The sequence below is a fragment of the Halomonas sp. CKK8 genome, assembly GCF_029625235.1.
Taxonomy (GTDB): domain Bacteria; phylum Pseudomonadota; class Gammaproteobacteria; order Pseudomonadales; family Halomonadaceae; genus Halomonas; species Halomonas ventosae.
Window position 1 is genome coordinate 2,654,042 of record NZ_CP121193.1, and the last position, 24,783, is coordinate 2,678,824.

The 24,783-nt window shown below is 70.2% G+C and carries 21 protein-coding genes; 13 read left to right on the forward strand and 8 right to left on the reverse strand.

What is annotated here, in order from left to right:
* Positions 1 to 2,193: a bifunctional TVP38/TMEM64 family protein/FAD-dependent oxidoreductase gene (locus tag P8934_RS12605; RefSeq protein WP_278031349.1), complete on the reverse strand. Its 2,193-nt coding sequence runs from the start codon at positions 2,191 to 2,193 to the stop codon at positions 1 to 3.
* A gap of 171 nt (positions 2,194 to 2,364) precedes the next feature.
* Between P8934_RS12605 and msrA the strand changes: the two genes are divergently transcribed.
* Positions 2,365 to 2,997, forward strand: coding sequence for a peptide-methionine (S)-S-oxide reductase MsrA (msrA, locus tag P8934_RS12610; protein ID WP_278031350.1), 633 nt, complete (start codon positions 2,365 to 2,367; stop codon positions 2,995 to 2,997).
* Here msrA and P8934_RS12615 read toward each other — a convergent pair.
* Positions 2,919 to 4,178 (reverse strand): MFS transporter, encoded by a 1,260-nt coding sequence (locus P8934_RS12615; protein WP_278031351.1) that lies wholly within the window; start codon positions 4,176 to 4,178, stop codon positions 2,919 to 2,921. The two genes, msrA and P8934_RS12615, sit on opposite strands and share 79 nt — an antisense overlap.
* 110 nt (positions 4,179 to 4,288) lie before the next feature.
* On the opposite strand from P8934_RS12615, the gene P8934_RS12620 reads away from it, so the two are divergent.
* A complete protein-coding gene (locus P8934_RS12620; RefSeq protein WP_278031352.1) occupies positions 4,289 to 5,176 on the forward strand; it encodes a LysR substrate-binding domain-containing protein in 888 nt (295 codons plus the stop codon).
* A gap of 7 nt (positions 5,177 to 5,183) precedes the next feature.
* Here P8934_RS12620 and P8934_RS12625 read toward each other — a convergent pair whose 3' ends face one another.
* Both P8934_RS12625 and P8934_RS12630 read right to left on the reverse strand, forming a co-directional pair.
* On the reverse strand, positions 5,184 to 5,801 hold the full coding sequence (locus P8934_RS12625; RefSeq protein WP_278031353.1) for an NlpC/P60 family protein: 618 nt from the start codon (positions 5,799 to 5,801) through the stop codon (positions 5,184 to 5,186).
* 220 nt (positions 5,802 to 6,021) lie between these two features.
* Positions 6,022 to 8,487: a DUF1266 domain-containing protein gene (locus tag P8934_RS12630; protein ID WP_278031354.1), complete on the reverse strand. Its 2,466-nt coding sequence runs from the start codon at positions 8,485 to 8,487 to the stop codon at positions 6,022 to 6,024.
* Between the two features lie 206 nt (positions 8,488 to 8,693).
* Here P8934_RS12630 and P8934_RS12635 point away from each other — a divergent pair, with 206 nt between their 5' ends.
* The 3 genes from P8934_RS12635 to P8934_RS12645 all read left to right on the forward strand — a co-directional run bounded on the left by P8934_RS12635 (position 8,694) and on the right by P8934_RS12645 (position 12,251).
* Positions 8,694 to 10,139 (forward strand): NAD-dependent succinate-semialdehyde dehydrogenase, encoded by a 1,446-nt coding sequence (locus P8934_RS12635; protein WP_278031355.1) that lies wholly within the window; start codon positions 8,694 to 8,696, stop codon positions 10,137 to 10,139.
* A gap of 34 nt (positions 10,140 to 10,173) precedes the next feature.
* A complete protein-coding gene (gene gabT / locus P8934_RS12640; RefSeq protein ID WP_278031356.1) occupies positions 10,174 to 11,472 on the forward strand; it encodes a 4-aminobutyrate--2-oxoglutarate transaminase in 1,299 nt (432 codons plus the stop codon).
* A gap of 164 nt (positions 11,473 to 11,636) precedes the next feature.
* Positions 11,637 to 12,251: a hypothetical protein gene (locus tag P8934_RS12645; protein WP_278031357.1), complete on the forward strand. Its 615-nt coding sequence runs from the start codon at positions 11,637 to 11,639 to the stop codon at positions 12,249 to 12,251.
* An 18-nt stretch (positions 12,252 to 12,269) separates the two neighbouring features.
* Here P8934_RS12645 and P8934_RS12650 read toward each other — a convergent pair whose 3' ends face one another.
* From P8934_RS12650 to P8934_RS12660, 3 genes are all read right to left on the reverse strand, one after another.
* The gene (locus tag P8934_RS12650; protein ID WP_278031358.1) at positions 12,270 to 13,334 is read right to left on the reverse strand and encodes a potassium channel protein; all 1,065 of its coding nucleotides are present in this window, start codon (positions 13,332 to 13,334) and stop codon (positions 12,270 to 12,272) included.
* A 108-nt stretch (positions 13,335 to 13,442) separates the two neighbouring features.
* Positions 13,443 to 13,685, reverse strand: a complete 243-nt coding sequence (locus P8934_RS12655) for a GlsB/YeaQ/YmgE family stress response membrane protein (RefSeq protein ID WP_278031359.1) — start codon at positions 13,683 to 13,685, stop codon at positions 13,443 to 13,445.
* A 67-nt stretch (positions 13,686 to 13,752) separates the two neighbouring features.
* A complete protein-coding gene (locus tag P8934_RS12660; protein WP_278031360.1) occupies positions 13,753 to 14,301 on the reverse strand; it encodes a DUF924 family protein in 549 nt (182 codons plus the stop codon).
* Between the two features lie 85 nt (positions 14,302 to 14,386).
* Between P8934_RS12660 and P8934_RS12665 the strand changes: the two genes are divergently transcribed.
* The 5 genes from P8934_RS12665 (at position 14,387) to P8934_RS12685 (ending at position 19,474) form a co-directional block, all read left to right on the forward strand.
* Positions 14,387 to 14,605: a hypothetical protein gene (locus P8934_RS12665; RefSeq protein ID WP_278031361.1), complete on the forward strand. Its 219-nt coding sequence runs from the start codon at positions 14,387 to 14,389 to the stop codon at positions 14,603 to 14,605.
* 165 nt (positions 14,606 to 14,770) lie between these two features.
* Entirely contained in the window at positions 14,771 to 16,366 is a 1,596-nt protein-coding gene (locus P8934_RS12670; RefSeq protein WP_278031362.1) for a solute:sodium symporter family transporter, read from the forward strand.
* A gap of 126 nt (positions 16,367 to 16,492) precedes the next feature.
* Positions 16,493 to 17,887 carry a YcjX family protein gene (locus tag P8934_RS12675; RefSeq protein WP_278031363.1) on the forward strand — a complete coding sequence of 465 codons (1,395 nt, stop codon included), beginning with the start codon at positions 16,493 to 16,495 and terminating at the stop codon, positions 17,885 to 17,887.
* Positions 17,884 to 18,954 (forward strand): TIGR01620 family protein, encoded by a 1,071-nt coding sequence (locus P8934_RS12680; protein WP_278031364.1) that lies wholly within the window; start codon positions 17,884 to 17,886, stop codon positions 18,952 to 18,954. The genes P8934_RS12675 and P8934_RS12680 overlap by 4 nt, the downstream gene beginning before the upstream one ends.
* 79 nt (positions 18,955 to 19,033) lie before the next feature.
* The gene (locus tag P8934_RS12685) at positions 19,034 to 19,474 is read left to right on the forward strand and encodes a universal stress protein (protein WP_106230165.1); all 441 of its coding nucleotides are present in this window, start codon (positions 19,034 to 19,036) and stop codon (positions 19,472 to 19,474) included.
* Between the two features lie 49 nt (positions 19,475 to 19,523).
* On the opposite strand, the gene P8934_RS12690 is transcribed toward P8934_RS12685, so the two are convergent.
* Positions 19,524 to 20,324, reverse strand: coding sequence for a Cof-type HAD-IIB family hydrolase (locus P8934_RS12690; RefSeq protein WP_278031365.1), 801 nt, complete (start codon positions 20,322 to 20,324; stop codon positions 19,524 to 19,526).
* Between the two features lie 230 nt (positions 20,325 to 20,554).
* Here P8934_RS12690 and P8934_RS12695 point away from each other — a divergent pair, with 230 nt between their 5' ends.
* The 3 genes from P8934_RS12695 (at position 20,555) to P8934_RS12705 (ending at position 24,754) form a co-directional block, all read left to right on the forward strand.
* On the forward strand, positions 20,555 to 22,495 hold the full coding sequence (locus P8934_RS12695; RefSeq protein ID WP_278031366.1) for an exoribonuclease II: 1,941 nt from the start codon (positions 20,555 to 20,557) through the stop codon (positions 22,493 to 22,495).
* 125 nt (positions 22,496 to 22,620) lie between these two features.
* Positions 22,621 to 23,739, forward strand: coding sequence for a glycosyltransferase (locus P8934_RS12700; RefSeq protein WP_278031367.1), 1,119 nt, complete (start codon positions 22,621 to 22,623; stop codon positions 23,737 to 23,739).
* Positions 23,717 to 24,754: a lysylphosphatidylglycerol synthase transmembrane domain-containing protein gene (locus tag P8934_RS12705; protein WP_278031368.1), complete on the forward strand. Its 1,038-nt coding sequence runs from the start codon at positions 23,717 to 23,719 to the stop codon at positions 24,752 to 24,754. The genes P8934_RS12700 and P8934_RS12705 overlap by 23 nt, the downstream gene beginning before the upstream one ends.
* Positions 24,755 to 24,783: the final 29 nt, after the last annotated feature.

The following is a 24,783-nucleotide window of genomic DNA, read 5'->3' on the forward strand; positions in this document are numbered from 1 at the left end:
CTATCTCCCCCTCTCCTCGGACCCCTCGACACCCCGCCGCCAGGCGAAGTAGCGCTTAAGCCAGCCCAGCAGCCGTTCGGGCTTATGGGCATTCTTCCATATCCCGGCCGTGGCCTTGACCGCCTCGCTGTGGGTCGGATAGGGATGGATGGTGCCCAGCAGCTTGTTGAGCCCGATGCCGCGGGTCATCGCCAGAGTGAACTCGGCGAGCATCTCCCCCGCCCCCTGGCCGACGATGGTGGCCCCGAGGATCCGGTCGCGACCGGGCACGGTCAGCACCTTCACGAAGCCGCGGGTACTGCCCTCGGCGATGGCGCGATCCAGCTCGCTCAGGGCGTAGCGGGTGACCTCGACCTCGACGCCCGCCGCGAGGGCCTCACGCTCGTTGAGCCCGACCCGCGCCACCTCGGGGTCGGTGAAGGTGACTGCCGGCAGGGCCCGATAGCTCACCCGGAAGCGCTTGAGCTCGCCGAACAGCGCATTCACCGTGGCATGCCAGGCCTGGTGGGCGCTGGCATGGGTCAGCTGATAGGGGCCCGCCACGTCGCCGCAGGCCCAGACATTGGGCAGCACGCTCTGCAGGGCCTCGTCCACGGCCAGGGTGCCGTCGGGACGGGTCTCGACACCGAGGGCCTCGAGGCCCAGCCCCTCGACGTTGGCCTGGCGCCCCACTGCCACCAGCAGGTGGGAGAAGGGCAGCCGATCGATCACCGCCTCGCCCCGGGCGTCATGCCGCTCGACCTCCAGGGCATGGCCACCGCCCTCCTCGGCCACCACCCGCAGCGCCCGGGTGGCGAGATGCAATGCCAGGCCCTCCTCTCCCAGCCGGGCCTCGACCTCGGCGGCCACCTCACGGTCTTCCCGGGGCAGCAGCTGGCCACCCATCTCCACCAGCGCCACTCGGCTGCCCAGCCGGGCGAAGCTCTGGCCCAGCTCGCAGCCGATGGGCCCCCCGCCCAGCACCACCAGGCGCTCCGGCAGAGTCTCGAGCCGCCAGAGGTTATCGGAGGTGAGCACCTCGATCGCCTCCAGGCCGGGCAGCGACGGCACGCGCGGCCGCGCCCCGCTGGCGATGATCACATGGCGTGTGGTCACCACCCGCTCGCCCGAGGCCTCGCGGATACGCACTCGCCAGGGATCCTCGAGCACGGCCTCCCCGGCGATCACCTCCACGCCGAGCCCCTCGTAACGCTCGCGACTGTCGTGGGGCTCCACCTCGCGGATGGCGCGGTGAACATGGCCCATCACCGCGGCGAAGTCCACCTCGGGCGCCCCGGCAGAGACCCCGTAGCGTGGGGCCTCGCGGATCTCGCTGGCGACACGCGCGGCCCGGATCAGCGCCTTGGAGGGGACGCAGCCGGTGTTGAGGCAGTCCCCACCCAGGCGGTCGCGCTCCACCAGCGCGACCCGGGCCTTGACCGCCGCGGCGATATAGCTGGCGACCAGACCGGCCGATCCGCCACCGATCACCACGATGTCCTGGTCGAAGTGGCGCGGGCGATCGAAGCGACGGGCCAGCTGGCGCCGCTTGCCGATGGCCACCAGGGCACGGGCCAGCCAGGGAAAGAGGCCGATCAGCACGAAGGAACCGATCAGCCCCGGGGAGAGGACCCCGGAGAGCGATTCCAGCTGGCCGAGCTCGCGCCCCGCGTTCACGAACACCGCCGTGCCCGGCAGCATGCCGACCTGGCTGACCCAGTAGAAGGTCCGCAAGCGCATGCGGGTCAGCCCCATCACCAGGTTGATGACGAAGAAGGGAAAGAGCGGGATCAGTCGCAGGGTGAAGAGGTAGAAGGCCCCCTCGCGCTCGATGCCGGCATTGATGCGGGCGAGCTGGGTGGCAAAGCGCCGCTCCAGGGGCCCGCGCGCCAGGGTGCGGGCGATCAGCGCGGCCAGCGTGGCGCCGAAGGCACTGGCGAAGGAGATCAGCAGCAGCCCCCAGCCGAAGCCGAACAGCGCGCCGCCGAGCAGGGTCAGCAGGGTCGCCCCGGGCAGCGAGACCGCCGTGATGGCCACGTAGATCAGGAAGAAGCCGCCGGCGACGGTCAGCGGTTCGGCGGCCAGCCAGGCCTGGAATTGCGCCTGCTCGGCCTGCAGGTTGTCGAGGGTCAGGGCCTGGTGGGCCCCGCTGAGGAAGTAGGCCGCGACCAGCAGGGCGATAACGGCCGCGAGTATCAAGCGTCGTCGGGTCAAGGGAAACTCCGATGGTGAAGGGTCGAAAGGTCGTCAGGGCGAAGGGGAACGCCGCTCTGTCGTGACGGGATAGCGTCCCTTACAGTGGGGGCATGATTGGACAGGAGTTGTACGGAACCCCTGGCCAGAAACAGCCTCTAATCTATCACCCTTGCCCCATGGAGCCATACGATGCGCCTGCTGCCCCGCCCCAATTTTCGCCATCTCGCCCTGCTTGCCCTGCCGACCGCCATCGCCCTCTCCGGCACGTCCCAGGCCGATGGCGAGAGCGCCAGTGCCGTCTTCGCCGGCGGCTGCTTCTGGTGCATGGAAGAAGCCTACGACAAGGTCGAAGGGGTCAGGGCCACCACCTCCGGCTACAGTGGCGGCCACACCGAGGACCCGACCTATAACCAGGTAACGGCCGGCGGCACCGGCCATGCCGAGGTGGTCAAGGTCGACTACGACCCCGACCAGGTGGACTACGAGACCCTGCTGCACGTGTTCTGGCGCAATATCGACCCCTTCACCGTGGATCGCCAGTTCTGCGACCAGGGCGCCTCCTACCGCAGCGCCATCTTCCCCATGGACGCGGAGCAGCGCGCGCTGGCCGAGGCCAGCCGGGACGCCGTCGCCGAGCGCTTCGACCAGCCCATTGCCACCGAGGTCAATGACTTCGAGGCCTTCTACCCCGCCGAGGCCTACCACCAGGACTACTACATCGAGAATCCGGTGCGCTATCGCTTCTACAAGTCGGCCTGCGGCCGCGTCGAGCGCCTCGAGGAGGTCTGGGGCGACGAGGCCGGCGCCAGCGCGGCCTCCTGATCCTCGCGGCGTTCGCGCCGCCACAGCCAACCGGCCAGCCCCAGTGTCACCGCCAGCATCAGCCAGGAGGCCAATGCCACGCCCGGCCAGCCGGCGGCCCGCCAGAAAGGCTCCAGCCAGAAGCCACCCAGGCTGGCGCCGCTGTAGTAGAACACCAGGTAGAGCGCCGAGGCGCTGCCCCGTGCCGAGCGAGCCCGGCGCCCCACCCAGCTCGAGGCCATGGAGTGGGCCAGGAAGAACCCGAAGGCGTTGATGGTCAGCCCGGCGATGATCCACCACAGCGACCCGGCCAGGGTTACCGCGGTGCCGACGACCAGAATCAGGACCCCCAGCATCATGCAGGGCGGCTGCGACCAGCGCGCAGCCAGCCGGCCGGAGAGCGACGAGCCAAGGGTACCGCCCAGGTAGGTCAGGAAGATCAGCCCCAGCACCCGGGTACCCAGCCCGAAGGGAGCATCGGCCAGCCGGAAGGTGATGTAGCTGTACTGGTTGATGAAGATCAGGAAGTTGAGCCCGCCGAGCAGGTAGGCGCCAAGCAGCAACGGATTGCGCAGATGGCCGCCGAGGTCGGCCAGGGCACCGCGCAGCTCGAAACGCCGCGGCGTGAAGGCGCGGGCGGCGGGCAGCAGCTTCCAGAACAGCGCCAGCCCGACCAGCGTCATCGTCCCCACCGCCAGGAAGCTGGCCGGTGCCCCGCCAACCTCGGCCACGGCGCCACCCACCACCCGACCGCTGATGCCGCCCAGGGAGTTGGCGCCGATATAGAGTCCCACCGCCGAGAGCAGGGCCGGTCGCTCGAACTCGTCGCCCATCCAGGCGATCGCCACCGCCGGCAGCCCGCCCAGCACGAAGCCCTGCAGGGCACGCAGCGCCAGCAGCGTCTCGAAGTTCGGCGCGAACGCCAGCCCCAGCGAGAGCAGCCCGGCCGCCAGCAGGGTCAGGCGCATGATGGCGTCCCGGCCGATGGCATCCGAGAGCGGGCCGAACACCAGCAGCGAGGCGGCCAGCGCCAGGGTGGCAACCGACATCACCAGGCTGATGCCCAGCGTCGAGACCCCGAAGGCCTCGCGCAGCGCCGGCAGCAGCGGCTGTGGGGCATAGAGGTTGATGAAGACCAGAAAGGAGCCCAGGCACAGGGCCAGGGTGGCGCGCCACCAGGCGCGGGTATGTGCGGTGATCATGGTGTCCTCCGACTTGGCAGGCCATGATCCATCGGCGAGAATGATAAGCCAAACAGAATATCCAGATCATTATCATCTGGTTTGCTTATGCCTCGAATCCCGGAACGCCGATGAGCCTGCCCTTCGACCTGCGCACCCTCAGGGTCTTCCTGTCCGTGGCCGACCAGGGAGGCTTCACGGCTGCCGCCCGGACGCTCCATGTGGCGCAGTCGGCGGTCAGCCAGACCATCGCCGGTCTCGAGAAGGGCCTGGAGTTGCCGCTCTTCCACCGCCACGAGCGACGCATCGCCCTGACCCCGGAGGGCGAGGCCCTGGTTCCCCATGCCCGGGCGCTGCTCGACCGCGCCGAGGCCGCGCACCTCGCCATGCGCGAGCTGCATGGCCTGGTCAAGGGTGAGGTGCGCATCGGCATCCCCTCGATGCTCGGTTCCTACTATTTCCCGCCGCTGCTGATGGGCTTCAAGACCCGCCATCCCGGCATCCGGCTGACCGTGGTGGAGGCCGGTGCGCGACGCCTGCAGCAGATGATCGCCGACGGCGAGCTGGATCTGGGCGTGGTAATCGACGACGACAGCAGCCGTCACCTGGAACGGCGCCGCCTGGTGCGCGAGGAGATGGTGGTCTGCGTGCCGCGGGAGCACCCCTTCGCCCGGCGCGAAAGCGTCTCCGCCGAGGCCTTCTTCGGCGAGACCCTGGTGCTGTTCCAGGATGGCTACTTTCACCGCGAGTTCGTCGATGCCCTGGCGCGCGAGACCGGCACCACGGCCGACATCGCCTTCCAGTCGAACCTGATACCGCTGACCAAGGCGATCGTCCGTCAGGGGTTCGGCATCACCACCTTCCTGCGGCGGGTGGTGGAGGAGCCGGAGCTCCAGGCGGTCTCCTTCGACCCGCCCGCCTGGCTGGACCTGTCACTGGCCTGGGGGCGCGGTGCCTACCTGTCGCGGGCCGAGCAGGCCTTCCTGGACTTCGTGCTGGCCCACCGCGAGGTGCTCTAGTCGGCCCTCAGCCCTCGCCGGTCTCGCCCAGGCGCCGGACCAACAGGGTCGGCTCCAGGGTGCGCCTCGCCTGCCAGAAGTGGCGCTGCCAGTAGCGGTTGTCAAGCTCTGAGATCATCACGCCCCGTGAGGTGGAGGCGTGCAGGAAGCGACCCTCGCCGACGTAGATGCCCACATGGCGATAGGCACCCGGGGGACGGAAGAACACCAGGTCGCCGGGGCGCAGGGCATCCCGCTCCACCTCGAGGCCGGCGCGCACCTGCTCCTCGGTGGTGCGCGGCAGGTCGAAGCGGAAGGTGTCGCTGAAGACGTTCTGCACCAGGGCCGAGCAGTCGATCCCGCGAAAGGAGCTGCCGCCCAGCCGGTAGGGGGTACCGGCCCAGCGCTCGTGCTGGGCCAGCAGGGCCCGGCGGATCACCGTCGGGGGCGGGTTGTGCAGGCCGCGGGCCTCCAGGATGGGATTGTCCACGGGGGACATCCGGGGGTCGGCGGGCATCCCCGGCAGGTCCCGGGCGAAGTAGCCGCCGACGGCCTCCTCCTCGACGCCGCCCGAGGCGGCACAGCCCGCCAGCAGCGCCAGGGCTCCCCCGATGACGGTGATGCGACACACGCGTTTGACCAGCATCCTGCGACGACCTCGTTCCCTGAGCCGCACCCGCGCCTTCGACGCCCTGCGTCGTCCGGTCTGCGGATAGTGTCGCTGTGGCAGTGCTGCCGGGAGCGGCCCGGTATCACTGCCAGAGCGGCCTGTCGGCGGCTCGCTGCCTGGCGAAGGCTCCCGACAGGAGGAGCCATGTCATCAATATCGTTGACTATAAACCATATTTTCTTATCACGGCGAGCCCTCAGTGGAGGGTACGGCTGTCGCCCGGCAGCGTATCGATGTGCAGCGGCGCCCAGTGGCGCGGCCGCGCCCCGGGAAAGTCGAGGCTGGCCCAGGCCCCCGCCAGCGGCGGCGCCCCCGAGAGCCAGGCCACCAGGGCCTGGCGGAAGCCGGCCAGGAAGCTCTCGCGCTCTGGCGTCTCGCCCATGAAGAACGAGAAGCCGGCGTGCAGGCCGCGGGCATACTCCTCCCAGCCCGCATAGTGCTCGCCGGCCAGCCCATGGGCACGCTCGAGCAGCCCCAGGAACGCCGCCTCGTCGAGCCAGCCCAGCTGGCGGCCGGCGATGGCCAAGTCCACGGCCTGGGCGATGTCCCAGGCCGCCAGATCGACCTCGTTGCAGCCGTCCTCGTTGTCCCTGACCCGCTGCAGGCGCAACAGGTGGGCGCCCTCCTCCTCGCTGCACTCGCCGCTCTCGAGGGTGGCGATCTCCGAAGCCAGCCGCCCGTGATTGAGCGTGTAGGGAGCATAGTTGATCTGGTACTCCTGGCGATCGCCGGCCTCGATCAGGTACTCGAGGAACTCGCCCAGCTCCGCCTCCCCGTGGAGGGCATAGTGCCCATCGACCCAGTCGCGGATGGCCGCGCACTCGCGCTCGCTCTCCGGCTGCGGCAGGCTCCAGGCCGGACTGTTGAGCGGCCCGACCAGCGCCATGGCGGTGAAGTGGGCCAGCGTCGGTCGCGGCCCAGGCTCCTGCCACGCCCCGACGCGCCAGTCGAGCCAGTGGAAGAGGCTCCCGGGATCCTCCAGATGCCAGCGGATCTCGGCCAGCATGGGGGGCTGCTCCGGCTCGGGCAGCAGGCTCTCCCAGTGGGCCCAGGCCTGCAGCAGGCGACGGGCATCGGGATAGAAGCGGCACAGCGAGCCCTGCAGGGCCTCGGCCAGGCCGGCCAGGCGGGACGCGTCGAAGTCTCCGCTGTCCATGGCCATCTGCAGGTGGAAGGCGAACTTCTCGGCCATGTGGATGGTCGCGGCGTGGCGGCTGGCCTGCCGGAGGGCATCGCGGCTCGCCAGCTCGTCCGGGACCGGGTGGCCGAAGGGGGTCTCGGCCGGCGGCAGGGCAGCGTGGGCGGCATCCGCCGCCAGCTGGTTGAGGTGGTGAGCCTGGGCCGGCAGCCAGTAGCGGGAGAGCGCCTCGACGCCCTCGTCGGCATGCAGGTCGAGGGTCTCGACCAGGTAGTGGCGCGCCTCCTCGCGCCGCGCAACCGGCAGCTCGGCCAGCGGCCCCTGGCGGGCGGTGAACTCGGGCTCGCGCACCGCGGCCAGCGCCAGCGTCCAGTGACGGGGGTCACCACGCCAGGCCCGCAGGGCATCACGCGAGGCCGCGATGAGCTCCTCCGTCACCAGCCCCTGCAGGGCCGGGCGCCATGGACTCACCGGCGAGTGCAACAGCAGCGCCCAGTCCGCCTGGAGGGTGGGCAGCAGGTTGCGCCCCTCGAACAGGCTGCGCCCGCGCTGGTAGGCCCGGGCCAGGGCCGCCCAGTCGCTGTAGCGGCGCAGCGCCAGGTCGGCGCCGTGGACGGCGAAATCGCGGGCCTCCCGCGCCTCGAGCCAGCCCAGGCAGGCGCCGGCCCAGGCCAGGTCGATCAGCCGCAGCCAGTCCCAGGCGGCCCACTCCAGCGGCTCGCCCTGATCGAGGAAGCCCAGCAGCACCCGGCCGTAGTCCCGCTCTCCGCCGGACAAGGCTTCCTGCCACTGCCGGCGCACCCCGGCATCCGCCTCGAGCAGGCGTCCGGCATCCAGGTCCCAGGCCTGGCGATCACCCTGGGAGGCCAGCCACAGCAGGCTGCGCACCAGGTCCTCGCGGCTGCGGATCTCCCAGGCCTCCTCCAGCCAGACCGCCAGCCCCTGCCAGTCGTGGGGGCCGGCGGGCAGCTCGACGACCGGCGAGAAGGCGGCGCGCAGCCGCCAGACCTGATCCTCGGGGGCCGTCGGCCAGAGCGCGAGCGACGTGGCATGGGTGGCCAGCCACTCCTGCAGCATGTCCCAGGTCACCCCCTCCCCGTCGTGCTCCAGGACAGAGAGGGCCTCGCAGGCATCGAAGAAGCCGTCATCGCCACGCACCCAGCCCTCGGCACTGCGGGCATGCAGCAGCGCCTCCAGCCAGGCATCGAGGCTCGCGTGGTGGGCGCTGATCTCCTCGGCCAGCCGCTGGGCCCAGGCACGGGCGCGCGACTCCCCGAGCCAGCCCGCCGCACCGCCCAGGGCGATGACCTCCAGCCCGGCCAGCAGCCTGGCCGGATCAACGCTGGCGCCCCCGGTACCCAGGGCTTCCAGCAGGCACCAGCCCAGCTCGCCACGGTCGGCCACCCCGAGGGCGGCCAGACGCTCGACGGCCGTATCGGCCTCCACCGTCAGGGGATCGGGGGTGAAGGCCCAGTCACACAGCACCAGCTGCTGGGCCCACCAGGCATTCAGGGGATCGACCAAGGCTCACCTCGCCATAAAACCGGAACAGGAACGTGCCGCGCCGCGCACCGCGGCGAGTCGGCGCCATAGTGTAGCGGAAAGCGTTGCCGGCGCCGATGGCCGAGTAGCCAGCGGCCGCGAAAAACGGGCAGCACCGGGGCTTGGCGACTTGTTTTAAATAATGCACACTCGTCCAACAAGATGACCACCCCCGACGAGGAGTCCCCATGTCCGCGGAACCCCAGCTGCTGATCGACAAGGCCTATGTGGCCGGCCAGTGGCGCGAAGGCGCTCGCCGCTTCGCCGTGACCAACCCCGCCACCGGCGAGACCCTGGCCGAGGTCCCGGACCTCGATGCCGAGGAGGCCCGCGAGGCCGTCGCTGCCGCGGCGGACGCCTGGCCAGCCTGGAAGCGGCGTACCGCCAAGGAGCGCGCCGCCCTGCTGCGCGCCTGGTACGAGGCCATCATGGCCCACCAGGAAGCCCTGGCGCGGCTGATGACCCTGGAGCAGGGCAAGCCGCTGGCCGAGGCCCGCGGCGAGGTGGCCTACGGCGCCTCCTTCGTGGAGTACTACGCCGAGGAGGCCAAGCGCGTCGCCGGCGAGACCCTGCCCAGCCACGGCGTGGACAAGCGCATCCTGGTGTTCCGCGAGCCGATCGGCGTGGTGGCGGCCATCACCCCCTGGAACTTCCCGCTGGCGATGATCACCCGCAAGTGCGCCCCGGCCCTGGCCGCCGGCTGCCCGGTGGTGATCAAGCCCGCCGAGGCCACCCCGCTCACCGCCCTGGCCCTGGTGAAGCTCGCAGAGGAGGTCGGCTTCCCGGCCGGGGTGATCAACGTCGTCACCGCCTCCCGGCCGGCCGAGATCGGCGAGGTGCTGACCACCGACCCGCGGGTGCGCAAGATCTCCTTCACCGGCTCCACTCCGGTGGGCAAGCGACTGCTGGCCCAGTGCGCCGGCACCGTCAAGAAGGCCTCCATGGAGCTGGGCGGCAACGCCCCCTTCATCGTCTTCGACGATGCCGACCTGGATGCCGCCGTCGAGGGGGCGGTGGCCTCCAAGTACCGAAACTCCGGCCAGACCTGCGTCTGCACCAACCGCCTGCTGGTGCAGGCCGGTGTCTACGAGGCCTTCCTGGAGAAGCTGGCCGCCCGAGTGGCCCAGCTCCAGGTCGGCAACGGCCTCGACGAGGGCGTGGTGCAGGGCCCGCTGATCAACGCCGCCGCCGTGGAGAAGGTACAGAGCCACGTACGCGACGCCCTGGACAAGGGCGGCCGGCTGGTCTGCGGCGGCGAAGCCCATGCGCTGGGGGGCACCTTCTTCCAGCCGACGATCATCGCCGATGTGACCGAGGAGATGAAGGTGGCCACCGAGGAGACCTTCGGCCCCCTGGCGCCGGTGTTCCGCTTCGAGACGGAGGAGGAGGCCATCGCCATGGCCAACGCCACCGAGTTCGGTCTTGCCGCCTATTTCTATGCCCGCGACTATCGTCGTATCTGGCATGTCATGGAAGGGCTGGAATATGGCATGGTGGCAGTGAACGAAGGCATTCTCTCCACCGAGCTGGCGCCCTTCGGTGGGGTCAAGGAGTCGGGGCTGGGACGCGAGGGGTCGCGCCACGGCCTGGATGAGTACACTGAACTAAAATACGTCTGTGTCGGCGGCCTGTGATCGCCCGCAGCCTCTTACCAAGGAGACAGGACCCATGAACAACGCAGAACTCAACGAACTCAAGCAGCGCTACGTGGCCAGCGGCGCAGCCAGCCCGGCCACCCAGTTTGCCGACCGCGCCGAGAACGCCCTGGTGTGGGACGCCGACGGCAATCGCATCATCGATTTCGCCGGCGGCATCGGCGTGCTCAACATCGGCCACCGTCATCCCAAGGTGGTCCAGGCGGTCAAGGACCAGCTCGACAAGGTGATGCACACCTGCCAGACCGTGATGCCCTATGAGGGCTACGTGAAGGTGGCCGAGAAGCTCAGCCAGGTCACCCCGGTGCGCGGCCACGCCAAGGTGATGCTGGCCAACTCCGGGGCCGAGGCGCTGGAGAACGCCGTCAAGGTCGCCCGCGCCGCCACCGGCAAGAACAACGTGATCTGCTTCGACGGCGGCTACCACGGCCGCACCTTCATGACCATGGCCATGAACGGCAAGGTCGCGCCCTACGCCACCGACTTCGGCTCCATGCCGGGCAACGTCTTCCGCGCCCCCTACCCCGTGCCCTACCACGGGGTCAGCGAGGACGAGGCGCTGCGCGGCCTGAAGATGGCGCTGAAGACCGATGCCAACCCGCGCGACACCGCGGCCATCGTGCTGGAGCCGGTGCTCGGCGAGGGCGGCTTCTATCCGGCGCCGGCCAGCTTCCTCAAGGCGATCCGCGAGATCTGTGACGAGCACGGCATGCTGATGATCATCGACGAGGTGCAGTCCGGCTTCGGGCGCACCGGCAAGCTGTTCGCCATCGAGCACAGCGGCGTCGAGCCCGACATCATCACCATGGCCAAGAGCATGGCCGATGGCATGCCGATCTCCGCGGTGGTCGGCACCGACAAGCACATGGACGCCTCCGGCGCCAACTCCCTGGGCGGCACCTACACCGGCAGCCCGGTCTCCTGCGCGGCCACCCTGGCGGTGCTCGAGGTCTTCGAGCAGGAGAACATCCTCGAGAAGAGCCAGGCGCTCGGCGACAAGCTGGCCAAGCGCTTCGCCCAGTGGCAACAGACGTTCGACTGCGTCGACAACGGCCGCAACATGGGCGCCATGGCGGCCATCGACCTTGTCTCCGACAAGGCCAACCACACCCCGGACGCCGACCTGGCTGGCGCGCTGTGCAAGAAGGCCCGCGAAAAGGGGCTGATCCTGCTCTCCTGCGGCCTCTACGGCAACACCATCCGCTTCCTGATGCCGGTCACCATCGAGGACGAGGTGCTCGAGGAAGGCCTCGCCATCGTCGAGGAGTCCCTCAAGGAGCTGGTCGGCAGCAAGAGCGCCGCCACCGCCTGACCGGGCTCGACCGGAAACGGCAAACGCCCCTACCGCCCGGCTGGAGACAGCCGGGCGGTTCGCGTTGGCACCCCGGGGCGTTGACGCCATGAGGCCGAAACCCTGCTATGGTCGCTACCTGCCGCTCGGCCCCTCGCTACTCGCTCGCACATCGGAATGGCGCCATGATCCTTCGCACGCTCTCCCTGCTGCGCTCCCTGCAGGGCGCTCATCACACGGTCACCGATGCCCAGGCCCGCATCCAGCAGGCCTGCGACTACCGCTGGCTGCGGCGACAGCTGGGCCACGGGGTGGTCGCTGCCCGGCAGGGCTCGCTGGCCGACGGCACCCCCGCCGTGTCGGTGGTGCTGCCCTTCGTGGCCACCCCGGCACGGCGCCGCGGGGGCCGCTGGCCACAGGACCCCGACGAGCGGGAGCGCTGCTTCGTGGAGGGGGCCCACGCCTGCCGGGCCGCCGGGGCCCCGGGCTACCGCAAGCTGGAGAGCCTCTCCCAGGGGCTGGCCCAGGGTGGCATGGCCATATTGAAGGACGCGGCACGCTTCCAGTACCTGCTCGACCAGCAGGCCCTGCGGCTCACCTGGCGGCGCTCGGGCACCCTGCCGCCCGACCTCGCCCGGCAACTCGGCCGCCGCCTGACCGACGGCGATGCCGAGCGCCACGGCCTCTTCCTGCTGACCCTCAAGGTGCCCGCCCAGCCCCCCGAGGGCTCACCGAACGGTGCCTGGCTGGACGCCAGCCTGGATCGCTACCGGCGCATCCTGCCGACCCCGGCCGGCTGAACCGCCAATGGCCGGACGCTAGTCGCCCTCCGCGGCCAGGTGGCGGGCCATCTCGTCGGGGGGGATCCGACGCCCGGCGATGTAGAAGACCTCGTCACCCGCCGCCAGCAGGCGCTCGTCGTCTGGGTTGAGCACCGGGTGCGCTTCACCGGCCTGGCGGATCGCGATCAGCGAGGCCCGGCACTGGCGGCGCAGGCGCCTCGACAGCCGTTCGACGGTGAGCGGAAGCGACGACCCCGAGAGGCGGGTCGAGTACTGGGTCTGCGCCTGGTCGGCATCGACGAGCAGGCGCATGACCTCCTCGCTGCCGGGGTCCAGGGCGGCCTTGACCAGCATCTTCTGGTGCAGGGAGGGAATCACGTTCACCTTGGGACAGTGGGTCTCGAGCAGGCGCCCCACCATCTGGTTCTTCACGTAGGCGGTGATCCGGCAGCGCTCCTCGACGAGGGCGGAGAGGTGCATGCAGACCAGGTTGGTCTCGCTGTCGTCCTCGACGTCGACCACCACCAGGGAGGCGTCCCTTGCCGAGGCACGCTCATAGAGCGTCTCGTCCGACAGGGAGGCGGCCCGGAAGTACTCCACCCCCTGTTCGAGGAAGGGGTTGCGCGTTGGGGCGTTCGCATCCACGCAGAGCGCCACCACTTGCCCGGGCCGCGCCTCCTCGCGGACCTGCCCGACCAGGGACTCGGTGTAGGCATTGAAGCCGACGATGACGATATGGTCCTTCTGCACGATCGATTGCTCCCCGTTGAGGCGCCGGGTGAACTGCGAGATCACCAGGGCGGAGGCCTTGCCCAGCAGGGTGGCGAACAGGCCGATGCCCACCGGAACGATAAAGAACACGACCATCAGCTGCCCGCCCCGCGTCACGGGGGAGTAGTCCCCGTAGCCGACGGTGGAGGTGGTGACGATCATGTAGTAGAGAAAGGTGGTCGGCGAGTCGACCAGGGCCGTCTCGTTGGTCAGCGTCAGGCCGAGCCAGGCGAGCAGCAGGTAGGCGAGCAGCAGCAGGCCAAGCACCCCCCAGCCCATGTCGGCCACGCCACGGACCAGCACCGCGCCGAGTCGTTTCAGTACATACATGGGTTTCCCTTGATACGGCCTGGCCATGCCCGATGGCGAGGCGACAGAAAAAACGCCCTCGCCCCGGCCCAAGGCCGGAGCGAAGGCGCTTCGATTCGTCGCGGCGCGTCAGGCCTTCTTGACCTTGGCGATTATCCAAAGCAGCACCACGGCCCCGACGATGGCGGTGACCAGCGAGCCGATGAAGCCACCGGCCTGCAGACCCAGCAGATTGAACAGGCCACCTCCAACGAGGGCCCCCACCACGCCGACCCCGATATTGCCGAGGATGCCGAAGCCGCCGCCGCGCATGATATGGCCGGCAATCCAGCCGGCCAGGCCACCGATGATCAACCAGGCAATGATTCCCATGGCATACGCTCCTTTTCCTTGGTGAAGGGGGTTCGATGGTGCCTTGCCGGGCGCCAGGAGAAAAGCCTCAGAACGCCGAACCGGGCTGGGCGAGAAAGGCCTGCTCCTCGCGGGTGGAGTCCCGCCCCAGCACGGCATTGCGATGGGGGTAGCGGCCGAAGCGCTCGATCACCTCGCGGTGGCGGTGCTCGTGGCGCAGGTTCTCCTCCAGCCCCGGCTGGGCGAACAGGCGCATCGCCTCGTCATGGATCGCCAGCGACTCGCTGTGCATGTAGGGCATGAAGAGGAAGGCCCGCCAGGGCACGTCCAGCAGCCGGTCCGCGCGCTGGGCGACCGCCTCCTGGGCCAGCACCAGGGCCACCGGGTCCCAGGCGAAGGCGAGGGACGCCCCGCGATGGATGTTGCGCGGGAACTGGTCGAGCAGGATCACCTCGGCCAGCCGGCCGCGGGCCGACGCCCGCCACTGCCAGAACTCGCCACGCCCCGCGGCCGCGAGCCAGTCGCCGAAGCGCCGTGCGATCTCGGCATCCAGGGCCGGGTCCTTGCGGAACCACTGGGCGGGCGCGAGCTCCCTGAACCAGAAGTCGATCACCACCTCGGGGCGACGCTCTTCCATGCTGGCCTCCTCTTCGCCCCGGGGTGGAGCTGATACCATCACAGGGTAGCCGCCCCAAACCCTGCCCACCACCGAAGGGAGCCCCATGACCACCTACGACCTGCTGCAGATGCTGGGTTACGTCTTCAACATCCTCGGCCTGCTGGTCTGCATCGGCGGCCTGACTCTGGCCCGTCGTCCCGACCGCCGCCTGCTCGGCCGCAGCCTCGCGGTGCTGGGGTTCGTGATCGCCGCGGCCCCCGTGCTGGTGCAGCTCCTCGGCCTGGTCGAGCCCGTGCCGGTGAATGCCCTGCCGCCCCGCTAGCCCGGATGACAGTGCCCCACCAATGTCGGACAATTAGACGAAAGGTGAATGGCGGTGCCGAGTCACGGGACTAGACTCGCCCACCATCCTAGTAAGTTTACTTACATTCCTGCCGCTGCCGATGCCTATGCGGCCGAATCCACCCCTCACAAGGATGTTTCCGACATGCACGCCCTGACCCTGGCGTCCTTCCTCTTCTTCACGGGGCTGGTCGCCTTCATCACCTGGCGCATCACGCGCCGCGACGACCACTCGACCTCCAGCGGCTTCTTCCTGGCCGGGCGCAGCCTGACCTTCCCGCTGATCGCAGGGTCGCTCTTGATGACCAACCTCTCCACCGAGCAGATGGTGGGGCTCAACGGCGCGGCCTTCAGCGACGGCCTCTCGGTGATGGCCTGGGAGGTGGTGGCGGTCATCGCCCTGGTGGCGCTGGCGCTGTTCTTCCTGCCGCGCTTCCTGAGGAGCGGCATCGCCACCCTGCCCCAGCTGCTGGAGCTGCGCTTCGACAAGACCACCCAGCTGATCACCAACATCATCTTCCTGATCGCCTATGCGGTGATCCTGCTGCCGATCATCCTCTACTCCGGCGCCATGGGCCTGCAGGGCATGCTCGACCTGCAGGGGCTCACCGGCATCGAGTCGCCCACCACGCTGCTGTGGCTGACGGTCTGGCTGGTGGGGCTGATCGGTTCCGTCTATGCCCTGTTCGGCGGCCTGCGCACCGTCGCCGTCTCCGACACCCTCAACGGCGTGGGGCTGCTGGTCGGCGGCTTCGTGATCGTCTACTTCGGCCTGCAGGCGGTGAGCGGCGACGGCGGCGTCCTGGAGGGCTGGGCGATCCTCAAGGAGAGTGATCCCGAAAAGCTCAACTCCATCGGGAGCAGCGAGCAGCAGGTGCCCTTCGCGACCCTCTTCACCGGGGTCTTCCTGATCAACCTCTTCTACTGGACCACCAACCAGCAGATCATCCAGCGGACCTTCGCCGCCAAGACCCTCGCCGAGGGCCAGAAGGGCGTGCTGCTGACCGGCTTCTTCAAGCTGCTCGGCCCCCTCTACCTGGTGCTGCCCGGCATCATCGCCTACCACCTCTATGCCGACCAGGGCATCGTCGCCGACGAGGCCTACGGCCACCTGGTGTTCAACGTGCTGCCCGCGCCGCTCACCGGCTTCTTCGCCGCGGTGATGGTCGGCGCCATCCTGTCGTCGTTCAACTCCGCGCTCAACAGCACCACCACCCTGTTCAGCCTCGGCTTCTACAAGGTGGTCCTCAACAAGGACGCCAGCGAGGCGCAGGTGGTGCGCTCGAGCAAGGTCTTCGGCTGGATCATGGCCATCGCCGCCATGACCATCGCCCCGCTGCTGGCCGGACAGGATAGCCTGTTCGGCTACCTGCAGAAGATGAACGCCATCTACTTCATCCCCATCCTGGCCGTGGTGCTGGTGGGCCTGCTGACCCGTCGCGTGCCGGCCCTGGCGGCCAAGGTGGCCCTGGTGGGCGGCTGTCTGCTGATCTTCGCCGGCTACTTCATCCCGCCCTTCGACAGGCTGCCGGTGGTGATGCACGAGTTCCACTTCGTGGCCAGCGTCTTCGTGCTGCTGGTGGCGGTGATGCTGCTGATCGGCCGGCTGATGCCACGCAAGACCGCCTGGGTGCACGAGGACAGTGGCGCCGTCGACCTGACCCCCTGGCGCGGCGCCATCCCCGCCGGCATCGTGCTGGTGATCCTGGTGATCGCCATCTACGCGGCCTTCGCCGGCTGACGCCGTCAGGCCTGCGCCTCGCTGCCCCGCCTCGCGCGGGGCAGCGTCGTTTCATGATTCCACGCCTTGTCAGGCGCGCGTCCGACGCTCACATTAGGGCAGCATACGACCCCGCAAGGATGCCTCATGCGCACCCCGCTGACCCGTGAACTCCATGACCTGCTCGAGCGCGGCCGCGACCGCCAGCTGCGCCTGGCGGTGACCGGCCTGTCGCGCTCGGGCAAGACGGCCTTCCTCACCTCGCTGGTCAACCAGTTGCGCCATGCCGGCCTCGAGGCGCGACTCGACCTGCTGCCGGCCGCCCGCGAGGGGCGCCTGCTCGGTGCCCGACGCGTGCAGCAGCAGGACCTCGCCGTGCCGCGCTTCCCCTACGACCAGGCGATGCTGGCGCTGGATGACCAGCCCCCACGCTGGCCCGAGCCGACCCGCGGCATCAGCGAGCTGCGCCTGGCGATCCGCTACCGGCCGTCACGGCGTGGTCTGCTCGGTGGCGAGACACGCCAGCTGACCCTGGACCTCTTCGACTACCCCGGGGAGTGGCTGCTCGACCTGCCGCTGCTGGGGCACGACTACCTGAGCTGGAGCCAGGCCCAGCGGCATGACGGCGGCAGCGAGCGCGCCGACCTGTTCGCCGGCTGGCACCGCGCGGTGGCCGACCTCGACCCCGCCGAGGAGGTCGACGAGACGCGCCTGGCCGAGATCGCCGAGCTGTATGCCAGGGGACTGCGGGCCGCCCGGGAGGCCGGCTTCGCCGACCTGCAGCCGGGACGCTTCCTGCTGCCCGGGGAGCTCGAGGGGGCCCCGGTGCTGCAGTTCTTCCCCCTGCCGGGCATCAGGGAGGCCGACCGCGACGCGCTCGCCGCCCTGCCGGCCGAGAGCCTCTACGCCACCCTCGCCCGACGCTTTCGCCACTACCAGCAGCACATCGTCAAGCCCTTCTATCGCGAACACTTCCGCCGCTTCGACCGCCAGATCGTGCTGGTCGACGTGCTCGGCGCCCTCAACGCCGGGCCGGAGCGCTTCGAGGACCTCTCCCGCGCCCTGTCGAACCTGATGCAGAGCTTCGACTACGGCCGACGCAGCCTGCTGACGAGGCTGTTCGCCCCGCGCATCGACCGCCTGGCCATCGCCGCCACCAAGGCCGACCACGTCACCCCCGAGCAGCACGGCCGCCTGGTCGCCCTGCTCGAGGCGCTGCTCGCCGACCCCCTGAAGGACCTGCGCTTCGCCGACGTGCCGGTCCGGGCCCTGTCGCTGGCGGCGATCCGCGCCACCCAGAGCCGCGAGGTGAACCAGCAGGGGCGACGTACCCCAGCCCTGCGCGGCACCACCCTGGCCGGCGAGTCGCTGCTGCTGTTCCCCGGCGAGGTTCCCGACCGGCTGCCGGGGGCGGACTTCTGGACCCGCCAGGGCTTCGACTTCACGGCCTTCCGCCCCCTGCCCCGCGAGAAGGGGGCACCGCTGCCCCACATCCGCATGGATGCCGCCCTGGACTGGTTGATCGGAGACAAGCTGTCATGACCCCTTCCCGCGAACAGGACCCTCGCCCGGGCGAGCGCTTCACCCTCGATGACGCGCCGGCCCCGGAGGCCGACGCCCGGGATCCCCGGCCCGGGCGGCACTTCGAGGCCAGACTGCCGAGCCAGCCGCTGGACGACCCCCAGGCCGATGCGGCCCCCGGCGAAAAGGCGCTGGGGGATAGCCTGATGCGCCCACGCAAGCGGCGCTGGGGACTGCTCGCCCTGCTCGGCGGCAGCCTGGGCCTGGGCGCGATGGAGGCCGGCCGGACCCTACAGGCCGCCAGCCTCGGCGGCGACTGGCTGGCCGGCGGCTGGAGCCTGCTGCTGCTGCTGGCCCTGGGGCTCGGCGGTTCGGCCCTGCTGCGCGAGCTGTGGCGCCTGCGCCGCCTGGCCCGCCACGCGCGGCTGCGCGAGCGCCTCGCCGCCCTGCCCGAGGCCACCCCCGCCCGGGCACAGTCGCTGGCCGGGCAGCTGCGCCGCGACCTCGGCCTGGACGACGACCACCCCCACTGGCAGGCCTTCCTGGCCGCCCGCGAGCCCCACCATGACGGGCGCGACACCCGGGCGCTGCTCACCCATCACCTGCTCGCCCCCCGCGACCGGGAGGCCCGCCGGCTGATCTCGCGGATGTCCGGCGAGACGGCGGTGATGGTGGCGGTGAGCCCATTGACCCTGGTCGACATGGCGCTGGTCGCCTGGCGCCACCTGGCGATGGTCGACCGCCTGTGCCGCCTCTATGGGCTGGAACTGGGCTATGCGGCACGCCTGCGGCTGCTGCGCAGCGTGCTCTACCAGATGGCCTTCGCAGGGGCCAGCGAGATCGCCAGCGAGGCGAGCATGCAGATGCTGTCCATGGACCTGGCCGGCAAGCTCTCGACGCGTGCCGCCCAGGGCCTCGGCGTCGGACTGCTGGGCGCGCGCCTGGGACTGCGCACCCAGCGCCTGGCCCGGCCGCTGGACTTCGCCGCGGAGGAGGCCCCCCGCATGGCCGACCTGCGCCGCGACCTCTGGCAGCAGTTGCGCCGCCTGGAGGCCGGCGAGGAAAAGGCGAAGGCGCGCCATCCTTGATGCGGATCATGACACCGCGCAAGCGGGGAGTTAGGCTCCTCGGTAGGTACCCCTACCATCACCCCTGAAGGATGCCACCATGTTCCACTCCATCCTGGTTCCCGTCGACGGCTCCGAGCACGCCAAGAAGGCCCTCTCCGTGGCCTGCCAACTGGCCCGACAGGAGAATGCCGCCCTGCACCTGCTGCACATCCCCGAGGAACTCGCCCACGAGACCACCCTGGTCTGGGGCATCGGCGCCATCGCCGTCGAGGCCTCGCGGGAGGAGCGCGAGGCGGCCGGCAAGCAGGTCGTGGACCGCGCCGCCGAGGCGGCCCGGGAACTCGGCGCCACCAACCTCGAGACGGTCATCGGCCAGGGCGACCCGGCCCGCACCATCATCAGCGAGGCCCGCCGCCGTGGCGTCGACGCCATCGTCATGGGCAGTCGCGGCCTGAGCGACCTCAAGGGGTTGGTGGTCGGCAGTGTCTCCCACAAGGTCAGCCACGCCGCCGACTGCACCGTGATCACCGTGCGCTGAATGGCAACGAACCCACCCATCGACGGCGCCCGCGGGCGCCGTCATGCATTCATGACAGGCCGAAGCGCTCGCGCAGCCGCACGGCCACGGCCTTCTCATCGTGATGGCCGATGCGCTCGGCCGCGGGAAGCCGGCCGGCCAGGTCGGGATGGGCATTGGCCATGACGTGGGCCTCGCCGGCCAGGGCGAGCATCTCGACGTCGTTGAGGTTGTCGCCGAAGGCCAGGCACGCCTCGGGGCCGAGCCCCAGGCGCTCGAGCAGCGCGGCGAGGGCAGTGCCCTTGTTCACGCCTTCTGCCATGATCTCCAGTGACGTGGCCATCGACCAGGTCAGGTGCAACCGCTCGCCATGGCGGGCGCGAATCGTCGCCGCCAGCCGCCCGACCTCGCCCGGGTCACCGATATAGAGCACCTTGCCGACCCCCTCGCCGTCGAGCTCGCCGGGGTCGGCGACCCGGTAGCCGAAGCCGGTGTGGGCATGCAGTGCCAGCAGGCCGGGCGCCTCGGCATCGATCAACCACTCGTGCTCCTGGTAGAGGTTGAGGCGCACCGCGGGGGGGCGCGGCAGGGCGATCAGCTCCCGGGCCAGCGAGGCCTCCAGGTGGCGGGCGCTGACCAGACGGTCCTCGGTATCGTGGAGATAGGCGCCGTTGGTGCTGATCACGTGCACCGGCACGCCCAGGCGCTCGCGGAAGCGCTGCATGTCCCGGAAATGGCGCCCCGAAGCGAAGGCCAGGTGGTGGCCCTGTCCCGCCAGGGCCCGCAGGGTGTCGACGGTCTCAGGGGGCAGGTCATGGTCGGCCCCGAGCAGGGTGCCGTCGAGGTCGGAGACGATCAGTCGTGGGGTCATGGAGCCTTCCGCGTGCCGTGAACCCGGAAAGGCTACCGAAGGCGAACCCGGCTGTCTTCCCTGACGAGTACCGACGGCCGCTCGCGAGGCGTTCAACGGGTAGCCACACCCGCCCTCTGACCGAGATCCCACCGCAAGCGACTGATTCCGCGTGGTGCCCCGGCGCGGCGTTTGGCGCCGGGGTCGCGAATCCGTATAGTGAGCCCCCTACCCGCCAACCGATCGTGACCATGCTGCAGAACAACTCGGCGCTTGCCCAGCTCAAGCAACAGATCCGCTCCAACACCCCTCGCGTCGAGGGCGTGATCAAGGCCACCGACAGGGGCTTCGGTTTCCTCGAGACCGACGACGGCAACTCCTACTTCGTGCCGCCCCCCGCCATGAAGCTGGTGCTGCATGGTGACCGCGTCGAGGCCATCCTCCACGAGGAGGGTGACAAGACCTCGGTCGAGCCCGACACCCTGATCGAGACCGGCATGCAGCGCTTCATCGCCCGGGTGCAGAAGCGCGACGGTCGCCTGGCGGTGATTCCCGATCATCCTTCGATCAAGACCGCCCTCAAGGCGCGCATCAAGCGCAGCCTCGATGAGGCGAGCATCGCCGACGGCGACTGGGTGGTGGCCCGCCTGGTGCGCCATCCCCTCAAGCCCGATGACCGCGCCTTCTTCACCCAGATCGACGAGCTGGTGGCCAAGACCGACGACCCGGCCGTGCCGTGGCGCGTGACCCTGGCTCGCCATGCCCTGGAGCAGGAGTGCCCGGACGCCGGCGACGACTGGCCACTGCGCGACGAGGGCCTCGAACGCGAGGACCTGACCGCCGAGCCCTTCTTCACCATCGACGGCGAGAAGACCCGCGACATGGATGACGCCCTGCGCATCCGTCCCCGCGAGGATGGCGGCTGGTCGCTGACCGTGGCCATCGCCGACCCCACCGCCTACGTGGAAGAGGGGCATGCCGCCGACCTGGAGGCCCGCACCCGCGCCTTCACCGTCTACCTGCCGGGCCAGAACGTCACTATGCTCCCCGAGCAGCTGGCCGACGACCTCTGCTCGCTGTGGGAAGACAAGGATCGCCCGGTGCTGGCCTGCACTCTGGAGGTCGGCGCCGATGGCAGCCTCGGCGACTACCGTTTCTTCGCCGCTACCGCGCGCTCCCATGCCAAGCTCGCCTATGACCGGGTCTCCGACTGGCTCGAGGGTCAGGGCGACTGGGCGCCGGTTGATGCGATCGGCGAACAGCTCAAGGCACTCGAAGCCATGACCGAGGCCCGCAGCGCCTGGCGGGCGGCCCACGCCCTGGTGTTCAAGGACCGGCCCGACTTCGTCTTCGACCTGGACGAGGCCGGCAACGTGCTGGACATTCGCACCGAGCATCGGCGTATCGCCAACCGCATGATCGAGGAGTCGATGATCGCCGCCAACGCCTGCTGCGCGCATCTGCTCGCCGAGCACGTCGGCCACGGCATCTTCAATGTGCACCGCGCCTTCGAGCCGGAGAAGGCCGAGGCCGCCCAGGAGTTCCTGGCCAGCCAGGACATCCAGGTAGAGCAGGAGCAGCTCACCGAGCTGCCCCGCTACACCGAGCTCAAGCGCGAGCTCGAGGGCCGCGACGACGCCTGGCTGGATGCCCGCCTGCGCCGCTTCCAGGGCTTCACCAGCATGTCCGCCCAGCCCGGCCCGCACTTCGGCCTGGGACTGGCCGCCTATGCCACCTGGACCTCGCCGATCCGCAAGTACGGGGACATGGTCAACCATCGGCTGATCAAGCGCGTCCTCAAGGGCGAGCAGGCCCCGGCCGAGGCCAGCCAGCAGCTCACCGAGCAGCTCACCGAGCGTCGCCGCCTGAACCGCATGGCCGAACGCGACGTCAAGGACTGGCTCTACGTGCGCTACCTGAGCCCGGCCGCCGAGGCCCAGGAGACCTTCGAGGCCGAGGTCATCGCCGTCAACCGCGGCGGCATGCGGGTACGCCTGACCGCCAACGGCGCCACCGCCTTCATCCCGGCCCCGCTGATGCACAGCGACCGCACCAAGGTGGCGATCGACGACAAGGAGGGGCGCGTCCAGGTCGAGGGCGAGGAGCGCTTCAAGCTCGGCGACGTCATCCGCGTGGCGCTGACCGAGGCCCGCGAGGAGACCCGCTCGCTGGTGGGTCGCCCCGCGGACTGACCGCTCGGCAACCACAGGCAGCACAGGACGGCGACCCTCGGGTCGCCGTCTCGCGTTGCGGCTGTCGCAAAACTGTCGCATGGCCGCCCTAGGCTGGCAGGGCACATCCACGCCAGGAGGGCGCCTTGCATATCGTCGACGTCACCATGTTCCACGCGCCTGCCAGCGGCGGGGTGCGCACCTACCTCGAGGCCAAGCATCGCGTGCTGGCCGCCCGGCCGGGACTGTGTACCAGCCTGCTGGTGCCCGGCGCCGAGCGCGGCTCGCTGGGTGGGGTACATACCCTCCCCGCTCCGCGGATTCCGCTTGGCCAGGGCTACCGCTTCCCGCTGCGCCGCGGTCCCTGGCGCGATGCCCTGATGACGATGGCCCCCGACCTGATCGAGGCCGGCGACCCCTATGTCACCGCCTGGGCCGCCGCGGAGGCCGGCCAGGCCCTGGGGGTGCCCACGGTGGGCTTCTTCCACTCCGACCTGCCGAGGCTGATGGGTGACCGGTTCGGCGCCGGCGTCCGCCAGCGCCTGCAGCGCTACGTGGGCGACCTCTATGGCCACTTCGACAGCGTGCTGGCGCCCTGCACCGCCATGGCCGAGCGGCTGGCCGACTGGGGTGTGGAGAAGGTGCGCGTCCAGCCGCTGGGGGTCGATCTGGAGGTCTTCCACCCACGGCATCGTGACCCTGGACTACGCCGACGCCTGGGACTGGGCGACCACCAGCGCCTGCTGGTCTTCGCCGGCCGCCACTCCCCGGAGAAGCACGTCGACGTGCTGCTGGCGACCATGGCCCGCCTGGGCCCCGCGTATCACCTGCTGCTGATGGGCCCCGGCATGCCTACCCGGGTCGCCGACAATGTCAGCGTGGTGCCCCGCTACGGCCCGCCCGCCGAGGTCGCCACCGCCCTGGCCAGCGCCGATGCCATGTTGCATGCCGGCACCCGGGAGACCTTCGGCCTGGTGGCCCAGGAGGCCATGGCCTGCGGGCTGCCGGTGGTCGCGGCCCGGGCGGGCGCCCTGAAGGAGTATGTGCCGCTGGGGGCCGGCGTGCTCTGTCGACCCCGGGACCCCGACGACATGGCCCGCGCCGTGCGCGAGCTCTTCCTCAATGACCCGGATGCCATGGGCCGCCACGCCCGCCGGCACGTCGAGCGCCACTTCGACTGGGAGCGGGTCATCGATGACCTGCTGGGACACTACCGGCAACTGCGTCAGGGTAGCGAGCGCCATGCCATCACCCGGAACGGCTGACCGTCGCGGGCCACTGCCGCGGTGGCGGCCGCTGCACGGCCTGCTGGTCGTGATGGCGCTCGCTGCACCTCTCCTGGTCACGGCCTGGCTGGGCGGCCCGGGTGCCCTGGCAGCGGTCACGCGCTTCCCGCCAGGGGTATTGGCCCTGATGCTGCTGATGGCATTCGCCTGCTGGAACCTCAACGCCGCCCGGCTGCGCTTGATGCTGGATGGCCGGGCCGGCCGGCTTGGGCAGCGTGGAGCGCTGGGCATCGAACTGGCGTCCAAGTTCGCCCTCTGTGCCACGCCCGGGGGCACTGGTGGGCCGGCCACGCTGCTGGTCCTGCTGGCGCAGCGCGGCCTGCCGGCCTCCAGGGGGGCCGCCGTCTTCCTGGTCGACCAGGGCTGCGACCTGCTGTTCTTCCTCGGCATGCTCTCGGGGCTGGTGGCCTACTCCCTGCTGGGCGAGACCCAGTGGCCCCACCAGGTGCTGATCCAGGCCGCCCTGGCAGCGCTGGCCCTGATGGCCGTGGGCGTTACCCTGGCGATAGGCTACCTGCCTGGGCTACTGCGCTATACCGCGTCGCCGGGCGCACGCTGGCTGAGCGGCTATCGGCGCCGCTGGCTCGTCCGCCGCCTGCTGACGTGTCGGCAGGCATTGCAGGCCACCCTGCGGCTCCCCATCGCGACCCTGCTGGCGATGCTGGGACTTACCACGGCGCACTGGCTGCTCCGTTACAGCCTGCTCTACCTGGCGGTGCTGGGCGCCGGGGGAAACGTCGACTGGATATGGACCTTCCTGACCCAGATGCTGGCCATGGCCGCGAGCCAGTTCAGCTTTTTGCCCGGCGGCGCGGGGGCGGCCGAACTGGGCGTCGGCGGGCTGCTGCTGCCGCTGATGGAGCGCGAGCAGGCCGCCGCCGCCGTGCTGGTCTGGCGACTGGTCTCCTACCACCTTTACCTGGTCGCCGGTGCCCCGCTGTTTCTGCTCTCGGCCTACCGGCTGGTGCGTCCTCCGTCCCCCGGGGGCACCTGAGGGCCTTCCCGGCTGTCGAGGCGACGCCG

Bases quoted from the DNA above. Each gene is read 5' to 3' on its own strand.
- P8934_RS12635 (WP_278031355.1), top strand. From the start codon at position 8,694: ATGTCCGCGGAACCCCAGCTGCTGATCGACAAGGCCTATGTGGCCGGC.
- P8934_RS12685 (WP_106230165.1), top strand. From the start codon at position 19,034: ATGTTCCACTCCATCCTGGTTCCCGTCGACGGCTCCGAGCACGCCAAG.
- P8934_RS12670 (WP_278031362.1), top strand. From the start codon at position 14,771: ATGCACGCCCTGACCCTGGCGTCCTTCCTCTTCTTCACGGGGCTGGTC.
- P8934_RS12655 (WP_278031359.1), bottom strand. From the start codon at position 13,685: ATGGGAATCATTGCCTGGTTGATCATCGGTGGCCTGGCCGGCTGGATT.
- P8934_RS12625 (WP_278031353.1), bottom strand. From the start codon at position 5,801: ATGCTGGTCAAACGCGTGTGTCGCATCACCGTCATCGGGGGAGCCCTG.
- P8934_RS12705 (WP_278031368.1), top strand. From the start codon at position 23,717: ATGCCATCACCCGGAACGGCTGACCGTCGCGGGCCACTGCCGCGGTGG.
- P8934_RS12665 (WP_278031361.1), top strand. From the start codon at position 14,387: ATGACCACCTACGACCTGCTGCAGATGCTGGGTTACGTCTTCAACATC.
- msrA (WP_278031350.1), top strand. From the start codon at position 2,365: ATGCGCCTGCTGCCCCGCCCCAATTTTCGCCATCTCGCCCTGCTTGCC.
- P8934_RS12675 (WP_278031363.1), top strand. From the start codon at position 16,493: ATGCGCACCCCGCTGACCCGTGAACTCCATGACCTGCTCGAGCGCGGC.
- P8934_RS12615 (WP_278031351.1), bottom strand. From the start codon at position 4,178: ATGATCACCGCACATACCCGCGCCTGGTGGCGCGCCACCCTGGCCCTG.
- P8934_RS12660 (WP_278031360.1), bottom strand. From the start codon at position 14,301: ATGGAAGAGCGTCGCCCCGAGGTGGTGATCGACTTCTGGTTCAGGGAG.
- P8934_RS12645 (WP_278031357.1), top strand. From the start codon at position 11,637: ATGATCCTTCGCACGCTCTCCCTGCTGCGCTCCCTGCAGGGCGCTCAT.
- P8934_RS12620 (WP_278031352.1), top strand. From the start codon at position 4,289: ATGAGCCTGCCCTTCGACCTGCGCACCCTCAGGGTCTTCCTGTCCGTG.
- P8934_RS12680 (WP_278031364.1), top strand. From the start codon at position 17,884: ATGACCCCTTCCCGCGAACAGGACCCTCGCCCGGGCGAGCGCTTCACC.
- P8934_RS12650 (WP_278031358.1), bottom strand. From the start codon at position 13,334: ATGTATGTACTGAAACGACTCGGCGCGGTGCTGGTCCGTGGCGTGGCC.
- gabT (WP_278031356.1), top strand. From the start codon at position 10,174: ATGAACAACGCAGAACTCAACGAACTCAAGCAGCGCTACGTGGCCAGC.
- P8934_RS12690 (WP_278031365.1), bottom strand. From the start codon at position 20,324: ATGACCCCACGACTGATCGTCTCCGACCTCGACGGCACCCTGCTCGGG.
- P8934_RS12695 (WP_278031366.1), top strand. From the start codon at position 20,555: ATGCTGCAGAACAACTCGGCGCTTGCCCAGCTCAAGCAACAGATCCGC.